The following is a 15,776-nucleotide window of genomic DNA, read 5'->3' on the forward strand; positions in this document are numbered from 1 at the left end:
GGTGGGCTAAAGTAATCGATGTCGCAGCGACACGGGCGACATCGGGGTGTAGCGCAGCTTGGCAGCGCGCTTCGTTCGGGACGAAGAGGTCGTGGGTTCAAATCCCGCCACCCCGACAGTTAAAACGCCAGCTCAGGGGCCTGATCCGCATTGCGGGTCGGGTCCCTGATTGGTTCCTGGAGATCGCTTGGGAGAAATCTGGGAGAAGATCTTGGTCGGCTTCTCCCGGGAGCAGTCTCCGGTGCCGCAGGAACAGCGGCGCTCGCGCGCCCGATGACCTGCGCATTCGCGAATCCGGGCTCGTAGCTGACCAGGAACACCCGTGCGGGCCGCCCCAACGGTCGTTAGGAACACCGCATATGGCAGATCATCGCTCAGCTCCTTCTCACGACCGGGCCCGTACGCTCGCCCAGCGGGTACGTGCGTTAAGGGAAGACCGTGGGTGGACGCGGGAACGGCTGGCAATCGAGGCAGGCATCGCCGTCGGAACGCTGGGCCGCCTAGAGAGCGGGGGAGCGATCCAGCCAGGTTTCCTGACCGTTGGCTCGGTGGCCGAGGCTCTTGCGGTCTCTCTCGATGATCTGTTCCGGGCGACCCAGGTCCCGGCCGTCACGCCTGGCCTTTGGTCGGCCGGATACGAAGGTCGGGACATCGACTCGTTCGTCGCCGCGCTCGTCGACAGCTACATCGGTGTCGTGGCGGATGTACGGCTCACGCCGATCAGTCGCAAGAAGGGCTTCAGCAAGACCCGCCTCGGAGATGCCCTGGCGGAGGCTGGTATCGAGTACACGCACCTGCGTGGCCTGGGCAATCCGAAGGACAACCGGGAGCCCTTCTGGGACGGCCGGGTCGAGGTGGGACGCGCGCGCTTCCGTGGCCTGTTGCGGTCCGAGGAGGCACAGGCCGACCTTGACCGCCTCGCGGGGCATGCCCAGCAGTCGCGGGTGGCGGTGTTGTGCTTCGAGAAGGACGAGAGGCGCTGCCACCGGCAGGTCGTCCTCGAGACGGTTCGCAAGCGAGCCGCCGTGCCGGTAATTCCCCTGGCCTGACTTCACCCCTCGCTCCTGCACGCGCTCTTGCCCGCATCGCGTGCCTCTCCTCCAATCATCAGATCGGGAGATCTATGGAGGGGGCAACCATGGGATCGGGGAGTCGAGAGCGCGCACGGATCATGATCACGGTCAAGACCTATCCGGAACTGTCCGCGAAGTACCACGAGACGAGCTGCGTGGCCGGCATACGGCTCGACCAGGGAACGCCCCAGCATGTGCGGCTCTTTCCGGTTCCGTTCCGGTTGCTGAACGAAGAAAGCCAGTTCGCCAAGTACTCAATCGTCGAAGTCGACGTGCAGCGACACCCTGGGGACCGCCGTCCCGAGAGCTTGCGCCCCAACCTGCAGACTCTCAAGGTCATCGAGCGCCTCGGGACAGCGGACGGCTGGCGCGAACGCTTCTCGCATGTTCAGCCCCTCGTGGCGCCGTCCTTGTGCTCCATAAAGCAGGACCAGGAACGGCGAGGGACGTCGCTTGGTGTCTTCCGCCCAGAAGAGTTCACCGGCTTCCGCTTCGCTCCTGCTGAGCCCTGGCCAGCTTCAAAGGCGGCCCTGACTGATCAGTTGGATCTACTCGCGCAGGACCTTCGCCAACTGGAATGGGTGCCACTTGAGTTCCGGTACACCTTCCGATGCGCGGATCGGGAGTGTGGTGGTCACGATATGGGGCTGAGGGACTGGGAGGCAGGCGAGTCGTACCGCAAGTTCGTTCGCCAGTACGGGAAGGACGGCGTGGAGGAGAAGCTTCGCGAGCGCTGGTTCGACCGGATGGTCTCTTCGGAGAAGGCCGTGCACTGCTTCGTCGGGAACGTCGCGGTCCGTCCCAAGACTTTCCTGCTGCTGGGCCTGTTCTACCCGCGGCGGGATGTCGTCGAGAACTTCCAAGAGAGCCTGTTCGACCTGTGAGGGTGAGTACGCAGGGCACTGTCCCGTGGGCCAGCCACATCGGGGCCCCAGCCGCCGTTCCTACGCCCTTGTAAGTGCCGCGCTCAGTTACAACGCACCCGACACCTAACTGAGGGCACTGCACCAACGACCTTGCACGGTCCCGCCCGGCGTCACCGGCAGCGGTGGCATCATGCTGTCAGTGACGTGCAAGATTCGCCTGTCCGCAGCTGGTGTTCACCTGTTCGACCGCGTCTCGGGAATGAACGTGCTGCTCGACGAGGTGCCTGTTCCCGCTGAGCAGTTTTCCCGCGCTCCGCGGTACCTGTCCGTCGCGCTGACTAACGCCTGCGAACTTCGCTGCGCCTACTGCTACGCGCCCAAGCACGCCGCCGCACTCGACAGGGAGCGTGTGCTGGCATGGGCGATCGAGCTCGATGCTGCCGGGTGCCTCGGTGTCGGCTTCGGAGGAGGGGAACCGACCGCGTACCGAAGGTTCGCCCAACTGTGTGGGGACATAGCCCAGTCCACGTCTATGGCGGTGACTTTCACGACCCATGGGCACCGGCTCACATCCGAGCTCGTCGAATCCCTGCGTGGGGCCGTGCACTTTGTCCGTCTGTCAGTCGACGGGGTCGGAGCCACCTACGAGCGGCTCCGCGGCCGGCCGTTCGCGGGGGTGGTCCAGGCGGCCGGGTTGCTCGGCTCTCTCGCCCCGTTCGGCATCAACGCTGTCATCAATGCCGACACGGTCGGCGAACTGGATGACCTCGCAGAGTTCGCCGACGAGGTCGGCGCGTCCGAACTCCTGCTTCTTCCGGAGCAACCGACCGCGGCAACTCCCGGTATCAGCGACGCCGACGCGCAGCGCCTCGTCCAATGGGCCGCAACTGCCAGGAACGGGGTTCGGCTCGCGATCTCCCGTACCGGCCTCGAAGCCATGCTGCCCACGGCGGAGGCCGTCCCAAGCGAGCGCCCCCTCGACGCACACATGCATGTCGACGCGACCGGCGTCCTGCGCCCTCACGCCTACGCGCCCACGGGATTGTCGGTCGGGGGCTCCATCATGGAAGCCGTGCAGGCGTTGAGGGAGGCGCGATGAGGATCTGGAACGGCTACGGCTCGGAGCACTCGATGGACCTAGTCTTGATCGGCCGATTTCAGACGGTCACCGGTGCCAAGGCAGCGGAGGAGCGCATGGACGCTCTGAAGGCTCTTGCCGAGGACGCGTGGTCCGATGACGACTGGCAGAGCCCTGGCGAGCGCATGCCTCGCGAACTCGGCGAAGCACTCGCCGAAATGAAGTTGTACGACATGGGGAGGTACGACGTCGACGTCTTCGCCCTTGACCACACCGTCACCCGCACCGGAGAGACGGTCCGGATCTGGACCGACGAGTCCGACGTCCAGGGATTCCTGAAGGCACTTCTCCACTACGGCGCGAAAGTCGAGATCTTCTCCCGTCACGAATGGGACGAGGACACGATCACTCGGTCGGATGCAAGCACGCGGAGCGACAGTGGATCTGACTGATCTGGAACGTCTGCCCGGCGCCGCCGACCGGAACTTCGAAGCACTCACACGGGCCATCGTCTCCCGCCGCTACGGCGCGCTGGGCACGATGCGCGAACGCCGCAACCAGCCCGGCGTCGAGTTCTACCTGCACGTCGACCACGCCGGTGCTCTCGGCGCCCCCGGCCGCGTCTGGGGTTGGTCGTGCAAGTGGTTCATCCTCAACAGCAAGAATGAGCTCAGCGCAGGCCAGCGCAAGAAGATCGAGGACTCGCTGTCCAAGGCGATCGAGCACGTCGTAGGGCTGACCGACTTTGTGCTTTGCCTTCCAGAGCGGCCCGCCAAGGGGGACGAGGAATGGATCAACGGACTCGGTCAGCAGGGGGTCAGCGTCAAACTCTGGTCCATCGAGAACTACGACGACCAGCTCGCGGGACACGACGAGCTCCGCTCCACCTTCTTCGGTGAACTCGCCCTCACCGCAGACGTACTATCGCAAGCCCACAAGCGATCTGTTGCACCCGTCGAGGCACGGTGGACGCCACGGCTGCACACCTCCCACCACGTGGAGCGTCGCATCGACCGGGCCTTGCTGCGCCCGGTGTCGTTCGAGTGGCTGCAGCAGCGCACCGACGACATCGCAGCCCGGATCCAGGCACTGCGCACGGCCATCGACGGCCTCGACAATACCTTCCGCCAAGACGCCGTAGAAATTGCCGACGACCTGGACCGATTCGTCGACGATCTGCGGGAGACCCTTGACGCCGGAACGAGCCTCCGGCCCTGGGAGGTCCGCGAGCGCCTCGCCGAACAGCGACCGCCCGCAACCACTCCCCGAACGCTGCGACGCCTGGTGCTCAAACTGAGGCAGCGTCGCCTGCCCGAAGCGCTGCTGGTTACCGGTCTCGGCGCGGAGATCCGCGACATCGTCCAGTGGCTGCACGACGCACGGGCGGACACCGAAGCCCCCCTGCTCGCTGTCATCGCTGCCGCGGGACAGGGCAAGACGCACCTTGCCGCGCAGATGACCTCACCGAACGACCAGCCCACGGCAGGAGTCTTCATCCAGGGCGGGAACCTGCGCGCCGGCGGGACCCTCCACGACCTCGCGCGAAGGATCCCCGGACTTAAGGTCGATTACTTCGAGGACCTACTGGAAGCTCTCAACTCAGCCGGGAACCGCGCAGGCTGCCGAATTCCGTTGATCATCGACGGCCTGAACGAGGCCGAACGGCCGTCGGAGTGGAGGACGCTCCTCGCGGGATTGGCACCTGCCCTGGGCGCCTACCCTCACGTGGCGGTGATCGTCACCCTCCGCGAGGCGCTCGCCGACCAAGCCCTCCCGAAGGACACGGTGCACCTGGAACTGGAGTGGCAGCGCGCGGAAGTCGACGACATCCTCCGCGTCTACTTCCGTCACTACCTGATCAACCCGGCCGACGCCTGGCTACCGATGGGAGAGTTCCACAACCCGCTCTTCGTCCGCATGTACTGCGAGGCCGCAAACCACGACCGCCGAGTGCCGGTGGGCGTGGAGGCGCTGCCTCAATCTCTCATCGGTGTCTTCGAGTTGTACCGCGAGGGCGTGGTGGAGCGGCTGGCCCAGGATCCGGCTCGCATCCCGGTGCCGGCGGACCAGATCCAGCGCCGCCTCAGGGCTCTGGCGAGACACGTGTGGACGCACAACGTCCGTCGGCTCCCGTTCGACGGAGCGCGAAGAATCCTCGACGCGGACCAGCCGAACTGGGACGAAAGCCTGCTCCGGCGCCTCGTAGAGGAGGGAGTGATCTTCCGCGAAGAGATCAGGGGCTCCGACGACACTGAGTGCGGCTTCGTTTTTGATCGCCTCGCTGGATACTTGATCGCCGACGCGATTCTGGGACGTATTCCCCCCGCAGACGTCAACGAGCAGCTCGCAGAGGCGGCTCTCTGGCAGTCTCTCCTGGGCGACCAGGCGCATCCCCTCGGCGAGGACATCCTCATCAGTCTCATCTCACTGCTGCCACGCCGCTTCACCCGGCACCACCTGTGGCGCGTCGCCCCGGATGAGCACCGTTCGTTGGTGCTCGCCCAGGAACTCACCACCGAGTCGGACTTCCTCGACAACGAGACCGTCGACGCCCTCGCAACCGCGCTCGTTACCGCGCATCCCGGCAAAAGGAAAGGCCGACCAGCGTTCGGCCGTCTGTGGGAGGTCCGCAGGTCCGCCCCGCACCGCCTGAATGCCGTATTCCTCGACCGCGTCCTGCGCCAGCTGCCCCTTCCCGAACGTGACCTGCGCTGGACCGAATGGGCTCGAGGGCAGGCTCCAGGCCGGCTGACGGCAGACCTGGAACGAGCGATCGACAGGTGGTCCGGAAGCAGCAATCGCGCTGAGAGCGACGATCTGGACGCGCTGGCCATCGCCTGGCTACTGACTTCCACGGACACGAGCTTGCGGGACCTGGCGACGAAAGCCCTGCAGCGCTACGGCAGGCCAGAACCCAAGCGTCTGTTCGACCTCGCCGCCCGGATGCTCGATATCGATGACCCCTACGTCATCGAACGGGTGGTCGCCGCAGCGTTCGGCGCCGTCAGCGCCCACCAAATGCCCGATCCCGGCGGATCGCTCGAAGGCGCGCTGCGGGACTGGCTGATGCAACTGCGCGACCGCTTCCTCGACGGCGGGACCACACCCACCTCCCACGAACAACTGCGCGGCTACGTACGGGCAACCTTTGAATTCGCCGGGGCCCTCCACCCCGCCGCTATCCCGGACGGGGTCGATGCCCTGGCGACGCGGTTCGCCGCCATAGCGCCCGCAAAGGCTATGGCGGACGACGACCCCAACGCCGAGGAGTGCGACCGCACCTTCGGCATGGACTTCGAGAACTACATCATCGGGGCCGCCATCAACGGCAGGGGCAACTACGACTTCAACCATCCTGACTACCGCAGGGCCCGCGCCGAAGTCATGGCTCGCGTCTGGGAACTGGGATGGCGTGAGAAGGAATTCGGCAGCGTCGAACAGTCCATTGCCGCGAACGCCGAGCGCCCTTACAGCACCAAAAGGAGGGTGGAGCGGTACGGCAAAAAGTACGGCTGGATCGCCTACCACGAAATGATCGGCCGCCTCGTGGAGGTCGGCCGCGCACCAGCCCCCTTCGGGGACGCAGAACGCTTGATGCCCGACATCGACCCGACCTTCCCCGCCAGGCCCCCGGCGGCGCCCATGCCCCTTCCGCTGTGGGCGCCCGTCGAGCCCGCGGACGACCAGACGTGGCTCACCTCGGGGACGGTGGTCGTACCGGACGAGCTGTGGTCACCCGAGGAAATCCACGGAGTGAAGGGCGGCTGGCTCTTGGTCGAGGGCTATCTGGACCACCGCCACGACGGTCGGACAGTGTTCGGGTTCTTCCGCACCCTCCTCCTGGAACCGGATGACGCGGAGTCCGCCCAACGGCTCGCCAGCGAGCGCCAGTATCTGGGAAACCACTTCTTCCCACAGCTGCCGATGGTCCGCAACGTGCTGGCCGCTGAGATGCCGTGGAGCCCCCGATTCGAGCTGACCTTCGACGACGATGCCCGAGACGCCTTCCCGCACCGTGCGCTGCAGCGCGACTGGCAGGACGACGGCATCAGGCTCGACCAGGTAGCCGTGGAGTTCGCCCCAGACAGCACTTCGGAGACCGGGCTAGGAGGGGGTTACGACGTGCCGTCGTTCGAGTTCGCTGCCAGGTTCGGCCTGCGCCAACTGCCCGGCACTGTGGATCTCGTGGGCCTGGACGGCCGACGCGCCTCCGCAGTCTTCCGTGTGGACAAGCCCTGGCGGGGCCACCTGCTCTTCTTGCGCCGCGATCTTGTCGAGGACTTCGCCGGTGACCGCCGGACCATGCAGGTGGCTTGGGGCGAGCGCGAGGTGGCCGCCGACTGGCCCTCTGTTCCTTCTTGGATGCGCGCGGTGCACCGCAGCTACGCGCATGTGTGGCGCCACATCCGGATACTCGAGGCGGATCAGCGCAGCGCGTAGGACCTACCTTGAAGCAGCGAGTCGAGTACCGCTACCGGCGAGGTCGGGCACATCGCCCTTCGGGCATCAAGCGCACTCTCCCATCGCTCCGTCAGCCCGCCTAGGAGCCGTCGCCGCATGCCCGGCGTCACGTGTGCGTAGCGCGCCGAGACGGAGCCGTCGATGTGGCCCATGCGCTGGTCCATGAGGACCTTCTCGGTGCCTAGGTCCTCCATCATCGTGCGGTGGGTGTGGCGAAGACCGTGAGGTGTGAGGCCCTTGGCGATCGGGAGCCAGCAGGCGTTGGCTCGACCGGTGGCGCCGCGCCCCCGTGCCGGAACTCCCGGCCACGGCTCGCCGAGCAGCGGCACGGGACGGGCCTCCTGCGGTGCCTTCTTCGGGTACCAGCCGGAGGCTGCCGGGGTGAACAGCCAGGTGGCGAAGCCGTTTCGGCGCCAGTGGGCCGCATGCTCCGACATCGTGCCGCCTCGTACGAAGCCGAGGTCGGAAACGACCGTCTCGACCCGCACCCGTGTGGCTTCGGCAACGCGGTTGGGACGGTTAAGCACGTTGGACACCGTCCCCGTTGAGACCCCGGCCACCCGCGCGACATCGATGAGCTTCGCACCCTGATGACTGCCGGTACGCGCTGTCCCTTGGCCGCGGAAGACGTACGTCCTCCCATGGCAGGGGCAGGGTGTCGGCTTCGTACGGGCGATGTGATCGAACACCAGAGATGACAGCCAGCCCATCGAATCGATGGTGCGGTAGCTGTCGTCCTTCGGCGGACAGCGCACCATCTCGCCGGTGTCCAGCTCGTACAGCTGCCACTCGACGCGGAACGCACCTGGGCGAACGAACTCCCTTTCCAGGCCGACGACTTCGCCCCAGCGCTTCCCCGTGTAGCCCTTGAGGACAACGGCGACGAACTCGTCGTCACGTCCGGACAGCAGGGCCGCCCGCTCGGCGGTCAGCAGGATGCCGAGCGCGTCGGTGACGACCTTCTCCGGGCCACGATCGAGTGAGCGGCCGGCGCGCTTGCCACGCCCACGGCGCCTGGCCGCCGGGTTGGAGGTGATCAGGCCCTCGTCGATCGCGTCCTCGAAGATCAGGTGGAGCGTCGAGCGCCAGGTCTTGACGCTGGAGGCCGCGTACACCGCCTTCTCCTTCTTCTCCCAGGCGGCGACGTCCGTCCGCAGAATGCCCATGAGCGCCCTGTCCTCGAAGTCGGGGAGAAGGTGCTCCTCGATATGGCGCTTGTAGTTCTGCATCGTCGAGGCGGCCAGATCCTGACCCGCGTACCAGCGACTCGCGTACTCGCCGAAGGTCTCCTGACCCAGGCCCGGGTCTAGCCACTGGCCACGCCGAACGGCAACTTCTTCCGCGTCTGCAGCCTGTTTGGCCTCGCGCTTGGTCGCGAATTTGACGACGGCGCCCACGGAATCGGCGACCGTGCCGTACTTGCCATCTTCGATCTTGTACCGGCCGCGCCAATAGCCGCTGCGCTTCTCGGCGTACCCCACTGTTCTCCCTCCCTCCTGTCGTACGGGGGTGCCTTAAGCGGCGGTTTCATACTCTGGCTTGAGTCTGCGGCTCGGCGGGCGGGCTTTGAGACGGGTAGTGGACGCGGCTGCCTCGGTGCGCTGCCGCGTTGCGGGCTTTGTGGCGGACGTAGCGATTCCCCTGGGACGCTGTGCCTTTCGTTCCGGACGCTCCTCGTGTATGCGGACGATCTCGGCAAGGTGTTCGCCGGTGAAGCGATAGGCGCGTCCGACACGGGTGAATGGGATGAGCCGCCGACGAGCGCGGTCCTTGACCCACCAGGCGGAGCAACCGAGGACGACTGCGACTTCTTCGGGGCGGTGGAGGCGCGGCAAGGTATCGACGGCCGGCGCGGAGACACGGCGTATTGCAGGTTGATGCAAGGGGTGTCTGCCTTGGCAGGCATGGGAGCGGTGCAAGAACGTTCCTGTTCCGGCGCGCGGGACTGGCATCCCTGGGCGGCGCCTTGGGTGTTGATCGCGGAAGGGCTGAGGGGTCGGCCTGGCTAGGGGCCGTTGGCTCCCGCAGCGGTGCGGAGGGCAAGAGGCGCAGCGCGCCTGCACTGACGGCGAGGTCGTCGATACCGGGGCGTCGTGGGTGCGTTCGATGCGGGCACGCGGCGGTGTTGGTCGCCGGGCGTTCCAAAGCGGTTGCCGGGTGGACGAGTTGACACTTGTCGATGCCGTGCCGGGTGCGGAGGAATTCAATGATGGGGTCACCCCGGATTCCTGGCGACCCTTGCGAGCGGTCTGATTTCCATAGCCAAATTTGTACCTCGCGTTCGCCGGTTTGGTGAACCGGCGTTCTCCGGCTATGTTGCGCTCCGCTTCACCGCCATAGGGAAGTTGAGCGGGGGCTCCCAGGACGCGGCCATGAGTGGTGGGATCGACTCTTGAGGTGTGGTCTTACGTGGGGTTGTGTGTTGTAGCTCGGGTCCCGGCGGCTGTGCAAGGTTTCCGGGATGTGATGCTTCTGGCTTTGCCGGTGCGCGGGCTTTTTCGTCAACCGGCGTTTCGGGTCTACCGTTAGAGAAAGGCCCTGCGGCAGGTGTTCGCCGACAGCTGTCTGTTTTCTCCGGTGAATGCTGGACTTGTGCGGCGTGGGTGTGGCTTCTTGGATTCGCCCGCCCGGAAATGAGACCGGCTCCCGGCGCGCAGAGCGCCGGGAGCCGCCAAGTCCCCTGCCGATTCGCCCTTCCGCGACGAACACAACGGTGTGCCATGGGTGCCAGCCCATTGGCCACCGGGTGAGGAACCTCCATGCCCGACCTTACGGCCCAGCCCGCCGTAGGCGTCTCCCATGCCCCGAGGCCGAGCCGGCCGCCTGGTCCCACCGCGGCCGGCCTCCGGGGCGGCCGATGAGCAAGGATGCCCGTGAGTGGGTGTGGGAGCGCAGCTCCAGCCGGGGGACCGCGCGCCTGGTTCTGCTGTCGATCGCCGACCGGGTGCCGGACGGGCAGTGCGTCGCCTGGGCCTCGGTCGCGTCTCTCATGCAGCGGACGAACGCGAGCCGCAACGCCGTGCGCGGCGCTCTGACCGCCCTCGCGGCGAGCGGCGAGCTGGAGATGCTGGACGCCTTCATCGGCCCGCAGCGCAGCACGGTCTACCGGCTGCCGCGCACCGCCGCACAACTCGCCAAGGCCGCCGCAGCCACGAAGGACGACCCCGAGGCGATTGTCGAGCCGCCGACCGCCTCCGATCCGGTGCCTGAGCTGGACGGAAAGCGGCTGCGGAGATATGGCATCCGGCCCAGGGACGGGTCGGAATCCGACCCCCGTCGCCAGATTCCGACCGGGTCGGAATCTGCCCCCTCACGTCAGAATCCGACCCCCCGACGGGTCGGAAACCGACCCCCGGAAGGGTCAGAAACCGGCCCCCAGAACCGTAGTGAACCGAAGGTGAACCGTAGTAGGTACAGCAGCAGTGGTGCTGCCCCGGTCACCTCGGCCGACCAGTGGCAGGCCGATCCGGACACCCAGGCTTGGGCCCGTCGGCAGGGCCACTTCGACCGACTCGGCGAACAGGGTCTCGCCGCCGCCGATGCGAAGTGGCGTGCCCACCGCGCGGACTTCGAGCCCCGTACGGCAGGAGCGTGGGCGGCGGACTGGCGGTCCTGGATCGTCCGCGAGCACAACCCCACCCTCAGCCGCCCGAATCTCTACGCCCTGCCCGGCCAAGGCCCCACCGGCGGCGGAATGACCCGGGTTCAGGCCCATACCGCTGCCCTGCGCGCCGCGCTCGACGAGCCGAACGGAATGGAGTAGCACGTGATTCCCAACGAAGTCGGCGCTCTGCTGGCCTACATCGGCCGGCTCGACCCGCGCCTCATCCGCACCGACACCGGCGAGGCCCGCGATCAGATAGCCCAGTGGCACCACCTGCTCGGCGACGTGCCCCTGGACACCGGGCACGGATGGGACACCCGCCTCGTCGCGCGGGAACACATCCTCAACTCGCCGTACCCGATCCTCCCCGCGGACATCGCTCGCCGGTGGAACGCCTACCGCCGCGACCGCCTCCAGCGGCACACCGACCCCACCCCGTCCGCCGATCCGGACGACCAGGCCGCCTGGACCGCCGAACTGGCCCGCACACGAAGGGCCGTGGCCACCGGAAGCGTCGAGCCCGCGCAGCACCGGGCCCTCACCGGCGGGCGGGCGCGTCCCGATCTGGAGGGGCGGCTGAGGGAGATCGGCTCCTGCATACCCCCGCACGTCCGCACGCAGCTGGCCACCTACCGGCCCACCCGCGCGGCCCGCGAGGCAGCCATCGCACAGGGCCGACCGGATGCCATCGGTGTCCAGTGCGAGTGGTGCCACGCCCCCGAGGGACAGCCCTGCCGCCGCAGACGCGTCGGCCCCGACGGCGGCACCAGGGGCAACGCCCCCCGGACCACACCCCACCCGAGCCGACTCGAATCCGCCGCAGCGCAGCACACTCAGCAGCCTGCAACGACCTCCGAGCGTCCAAGGCCCAGCTCGACGAGCAGCCGACCCACGCCCAACGGCCCCAGTACGGACGAGCCGGTGACCCACCCGCCGTCGGTCGACACTGCGAACTCCCCTACCGGAAAGGCCGCATGAGCCACCTCCCGTCCCCCGGTTCGATAACCGGCCCGCCTGCGCTGCTCGCGGCTGGGATCGCGGTCAGCGGCGTGGTCGCCCTCGCGGCAGCGGGATGGGCCCGCCGACGGCGTGCCGAATGGAGCGAGCGTCGGCCGGGCAGTCCGGCGGTGAAGGTCGCGGCGCTCGCGGCGGTCGGCTGCACGGCCTACAGCGCCGACACATCCTGGCGCTTCGCCGCCGACTACCTCGACATGGCCGGCACCCTGGAGCGTGCCGCGATGTTCGGCGCTGCGGAACTGGCCCTGTTCGCGACCGCGTTGATGGCCCGGCAGAACCTGAACAGCCAGGGCACGCCGGGGCTGCCCGGCACCCTGGTGTGGGTCATCACCGGCGTACAGATCATCCCCGCTTATGCCGAGTCGGGTCCGGTCGGCGGGACCGTACGGGCCTTCGTCGGCCCCGTCATGGCCGCGATGCTCTGGCACCTGGCCATGGGCATCGAGCTGCGACTGCACAAGCCGGACGCCGCTTCACAGGGCCTCATCGCCAGCCTCGGACGGGAAGCACGCGAGCGCCTCCTGTCACGTCTGGGCATCGCAGCCCGCGACCGTGACGCCGCGCAGATCACCCGCGACCGCGCCACCGCCCGCGCCGTCACCCTCGCCACCCGACTCGCCGAACACACCCCCCAGCAGTGGCAGAAGTGGCGTGGGCGACGCCTCACGCGGAAGTTGTCGAAGGCACTCGGCAGAGCCGCCGTCGGTACCGACCCGCAGCAGCGCGCGCAGCTCCTCGACCAGCTCGCCGCCAGACGGCACGCACGCGCCCTCGCCACCGTCCCCCTCCCCTCCCTTTGGATCACCGCGCACGACATGCCGGCTGATCCGGGGTCAGGCACGGTCCCCTCAGCGCAGGCCCGGACCGCCTCGGTCCCCGGCGACGGTCCCCGCACGGATACCGAACCCGTCGGGGACCGGACAGCCGGGACCGAACGGGGACCGGTCCCCAACAGCACAAGCCACAGCACGGGGACCGACGTGGGGACCGGACGGGGGCCGGTCCCCGAAAGCTGGCACCGAGACACGGGGACCGAGCGTTTCGCGGGCGATATGCCTGCTCAGACCCCCCAACCGCGCCGGGGACCGAAGGGGACCGAGTCGGGGACCGAGTCGGGGACCGAGTCGGGGACCGACCCGACTGGGGACCGGGGACCGAGCGGGACCGACACGGGGACCGGGACCAGCTCGGGGACCGGGCGTGGCGGGGACCGGGGCCGTGGTGGCTCGGTCCCCGCACGGCGGAAGCCGAAGGGGAAAGGGAAGCGGAAGCGGACCCGTGCACGCCAGGCGAAGGGCGCGTCGAGGGGATCGGCGCTGCCGGTGGAGCAGCTCGTCACCAGGGTTCTGCCTCACGTCCCGGCGCTCCTGGAGCGGGACGGCAACGAGACCGTCACCCGGGTTCAACTGCGGGAAATCCTCCGCCAAGAAGGTCTGACAGGCGGCCGGAACGACCGCCTGGGCCTCATCCTGCAGAACCTGCGTACCGAAACCACCACCTGACCCTCGACAACCACTCACGACAAGGAGCCGAACCCGTATGGCGGACCCGCAGAATTCCCCAACTCACAAAGCCCGTGAGGCAGACACCAACTCGACGTCAGGCGGAGCAAGTTGTCGGGTAAGGAGTCCTTACCCGGCCTCCGCCCCGAGGGGGGCGGAGGTGTCCGGCGCCTGGGGGGCACCGGGGTCGGCCGGCCCGGGGGTGCCGACCGAGGGAGAAGTCACCGCTGTGTTGCCGAGCGTGCCGCAGAAGCCCGTGCCGCGTCGTCGACTGCGCGACAAGAAGCTGCGCGAGCGCCGCGTCCACCCCCGTTACAACAACGACGAGTTCACCCTCGTCGAGAGCGCCGCCGCCCTGAGCCGCATGACGACGGGCGGCTACGTCGCCGAGTGCTCCCTTGCCGCCGCCCGCACCGAGGACCCCGCCGCCGCGGTGGCCGACTACCGGTCGATGGTCAAGGCGCTGATGGCCGCCAACGGGCAGCTCGGCAAAGTGGGCGGCAACCTCAACCAGCTCGTATGGCACCTCAACCAGGACCATCCGTGGCCCGACCCGACCACCGTCCAAAGGCTCCTGGAGCGTATCGAGGCATCGATCAACGAGGTGGACACCGCCGTCGCCCGGGTCACCGACGGACGGTGAACCGTTGATACCGAAGATCATTCTCGGTGCGGGCCCGCATGCCACACGCCGCACGATCGGCTACCTCTTCGGCAAGGGCCGGGCCAACGAGCACACCGACCCGCACCTCGTCGCGTCCTGGAACAACTTCGCCCCCGACCCCGGCCGCAGCCCCCACCGCAATCCGAAGGACGTGGAGGCCCAGCTCACCGCGCAGCTCGACCAGCCCGTGAGGATGCTGGGCGACAAGGCGCCCAGGTACACCGTGTGGCACTGCCCCGTCCGCGCCGCACCCGAAGACCCCATCCTGACCGACGTCCAGTGGGCGGACATCGCCCGGCGGATCGTCGCCGCCGCCGGCATCGCCCCGCCGGGAGACGGGGAAGCGTGCCGGTGGGTGGCCGTACGCCACGCGGACGACCACATCCACATCGCCGCCACCCTGGTGCGCCAGGACGGCCGCCGCCCGCGACGGGACCACGACATCCGCGCCGTCCAGCGCGAAGCCCGCCAGATCGAAACCGACTACAGCCTGCGGCGGTTGAAGCCCGGTGACGGCACTGCCGCCAAACGCCCCACCAGCAAGGAACACTTCAAAGCCCGACGCCAGGGGCAGAGCGTCACGCCCCGCGAAATCCTGCGCACGCGCATACGCCGCGCGGTCGCCGCCGCCTCCAGCGAGAGCGAGTTCTTCACCCTCCTGGTGGCCACCGGTGTCATGGTGCGGCCCAAGACCGAGCCGTCCGGCGACGTCACCGGCTACAGCATCGCCCTGCCCGGCGACACCAACCGCCACGGCCGGCCCGTCTGGTACGCGGGATCCACCCTCGCCCCCGACCTCTCCCTCCCCAAGATCCGCCACCGCCTCCACGACACCACCCCCGAACCGGTCGCCGCCCGCCCGGCCGACCCCTGGCACCAGGCCACCGCGGCCACCGAACTCATCCCCCACCGCCTCACCCACCACAACGAGACCGTGGCCCAGGGGCAGCTCGTCGCGCTCGGCGCGACACTCGAACTGCTACCGGTCACCGCACCACCTGGGGCACGGGCGGAACTCGAACGGGCCGCTACCGCCTTCGAACGCGCCACCCGCTCCCGCATCACAGCCGACCACACCAGCGCCCGCGCCCTGCGCCGCAGCATCCAGAAAATCTGGCGCGACCCCACCCCGGACCGGGACGGCACCGGTCTCGCGATGCTCCTGGACGCAGCCCTCACCGCCGTCGCTTTCGCGGTCCACTGGCACCGCACCCACCAGCACGCCCAGCAGGAAGCGGCAGCCCGGCAGACTCTCGTCCACCTCCAGGCCGCATACGGGCACATCGCCGAACCCGCCCTCGCCCACCTCGCCGCCCGTTCCCCCGGATCCAGCACCAAGAGCCGGTACGCCCAGTACTTGAGGCAGACAGCACCCGGGCACGCCGAACGCATCCTCACAGACCCCGCCTTCGACGCCCTCACCACCGTCCTCGCCGAAGCCGAAACAGCCGGCCACAACGCCACCACCCTCCTCGACCAGGCCCTCAACCAGCGCACCCTCCACGACGCCC

Annotated in this window: 12 protein-coding genes and 1 tRNA gene; 11 read left to right on the plus strand and 2 right to left on the minus strand. The window is 68.2% G+C overall.

All coding sequences use genetic code 11. The features are described 5' to 3' along the window. Positions 1-42: 42 nt before the first annotated feature. The 6 genes from GXP76_RS25890 to GXP76_RS25915 all read left to right on the plus strand — a co-directional run bounded on the left by GXP76_RS25890 (position 43) and on the right by GXP76_RS25915 (position 7,457). Positions 43-116, plus strand: a tRNA-Pro gene (locus tag GXP76_RS25890). Between the two features lie 243 nt (positions 117-359). Continuing rightward, the gene (locus tag GXP76_RS25895; protein ID WP_277993837.1) at positions 360-1,049 is read left to right on the plus strand and encodes a DUF488 family protein; all 690 of its coding nucleotides are present in this window, start codon (positions 360-362) and stop codon (positions 1,047-1,049) included. A 122-nt stretch (positions 1,050-1,171) separates the two neighbouring features. Beyond that, positions 1,172-1,957 (plus strand): hypothetical protein, encoded by a 786-nt coding sequence (locus tag GXP76_RS25900; protein WP_242574009.1) that lies wholly within the window; start codon positions 1,172-1,174, stop codon positions 1,955-1,957. Positions 1,958-2,138: 181 nt separating this feature from the next. Then, the gene (locus tag GXP76_RS25905) at positions 2,139-3,038 is read left to right on the plus strand and encodes a radical SAM protein (protein ID WP_242574010.1); all 900 of its coding nucleotides are present in this window, start codon (positions 2,139-2,141) and stop codon (positions 3,036-3,038) included. Then, complete coding sequence (locus GXP76_RS25910; RefSeq protein ID WP_242574011.1) at positions 3,035-3,469, plus strand: DUF6375 family protein; 435 nt, start codon at positions 3,035-3,037, stop codon at positions 3,467-3,469. Before GXP76_RS25905 ends, GXP76_RS25910 begins: the two co-directional genes overlap by 4 nt. Beyond that, positions 3,456-7,457 carry an ATP-binding protein gene (locus GXP76_RS25915; protein ID WP_242574012.1) on the plus strand — a complete coding sequence of 1,334 codons (4,002 nt, stop codon included), beginning with the start codon at positions 3,456-3,458 and terminating at the stop codon, positions 7,455-7,457. The genes GXP76_RS25910 and GXP76_RS25915 overlap by 14 nt, the downstream gene beginning before the upstream one ends. On the opposite strand, the gene GXP76_RS25920 is transcribed toward GXP76_RS25915, so the two are convergent. After that, positions 7,442-8,959 (minus strand): LacI family DNA-binding transcriptional regulator, encoded by a 1,518-nt coding sequence (locus GXP76_RS25920; RefSeq protein ID WP_242574013.1) that lies wholly within the window; start codon positions 8,957-8,959, stop codon positions 7,442-7,444. The two genes, GXP76_RS25915 and GXP76_RS25920, sit on opposite strands and share 16 nt — an antisense overlap. Positions 8,960-8,992: 33 nt before the next feature. Further along, positions 8,993-9,313 carry a helix-turn-helix domain-containing protein gene (locus GXP76_RS25925; RefSeq protein ID WP_242574019.1) on the minus strand — a complete coding sequence of 107 codons (321 nt, stop codon included), beginning with the start codon at positions 9,311-9,313 and terminating at the stop codon, positions 8,993-8,995. Between the two features lie 1,022 nt (positions 9,314-10,335). Here GXP76_RS25925 and GXP76_RS25930 point away from each other — a divergent pair. The 5 genes from GXP76_RS25930 to GXP76_RS25950 form a co-directional block, all read left to right on the plus strand. Beyond that, positions 10,336-11,241 (plus strand): helix-turn-helix domain-containing protein, encoded by a 906-nt coding sequence (locus GXP76_RS25930; protein WP_242574014.1) that lies wholly within the window; start codon positions 10,336-10,338, stop codon positions 11,239-11,241. Between the two features lie 3 nt (positions 11,242-11,244). Beyond that, positions 11,245-12,060 carry a hypothetical protein gene (locus GXP76_RS25935; protein ID WP_242574015.1) on the plus strand — a complete coding sequence of 272 codons (816 nt, stop codon included), beginning with the start codon at positions 11,245-11,247 and terminating at the stop codon, positions 12,058-12,060. Then, a complete protein-coding gene (locus tag GXP76_RS25940; RefSeq protein ID WP_242574016.1) occupies positions 12,057-13,601 on the plus strand; it encodes a hypothetical protein in 1,545 nt (514 codons plus the stop codon). The genes GXP76_RS25935 and GXP76_RS25940 overlap by 4 nt, the downstream gene beginning before the upstream one ends. A 241-nt stretch (positions 13,602-13,842) precedes the next feature. Then, complete coding sequence (locus GXP76_RS25945; RefSeq protein ID WP_242574017.1) at positions 13,843-14,244, plus strand: plasmid mobilization relaxosome protein MobC; 402 nt, start codon at positions 13,843-13,845, stop codon at positions 14,242-14,244. A 4-nt stretch (positions 14,245-14,248) separates the two neighbouring features. Beyond that, a partial coding sequence (locus GXP76_RS25950) for a relaxase/mobilization nuclease domain-containing protein (protein ID WP_242574018.1) occupies positions 14,249-15,776 on the plus strand: 1,528 nt, incomplete at its 3' end.

Origin of the sequence: Streptomyces sp. NP-1717 (assembly GCF_022695985.1) — a bacterium.
In the GTDB taxonomy this organism is placed as follows: domain Bacteria; phylum Actinomycetota; class Actinomycetes; order Streptomycetales; family Streptomycetaceae; genus Streptomyces.

Coding starts and splice junctions, on each gene's coding strand:
- GXP76_RS25895 (WP_277993837.1), top strand. CDS start 360: ATGGCAGATCATCGCTCAGCTCCTTCTCACGACCGGGCCCGTACGCTC.
- GXP76_RS25900 (WP_242574009.1), top strand. CDS start 1,172: ATGATCACGGTCAAGACCTATCCGGAACTGTCCGCGAAGTACCACGAG.
- GXP76_RS25910 (WP_242574011.1), top strand. CDS start 3,035: ATGAGGATCTGGAACGGCTACGGCTCGGAGCACTCGATGGACCTAGTC.
- GXP76_RS25930 (WP_242574014.1), top strand. CDS start 10,336: ATGAGCAAGGATGCCCGTGAGTGGGTGTGGGAGCGCAGCTCCAGCCGG.
- GXP76_RS25940 (WP_242574016.1), top strand. CDS start 12,057: ATGAGCCACCTCCCGTCCCCCGGTTCGATAACCGGCCCGCCTGCGCTG.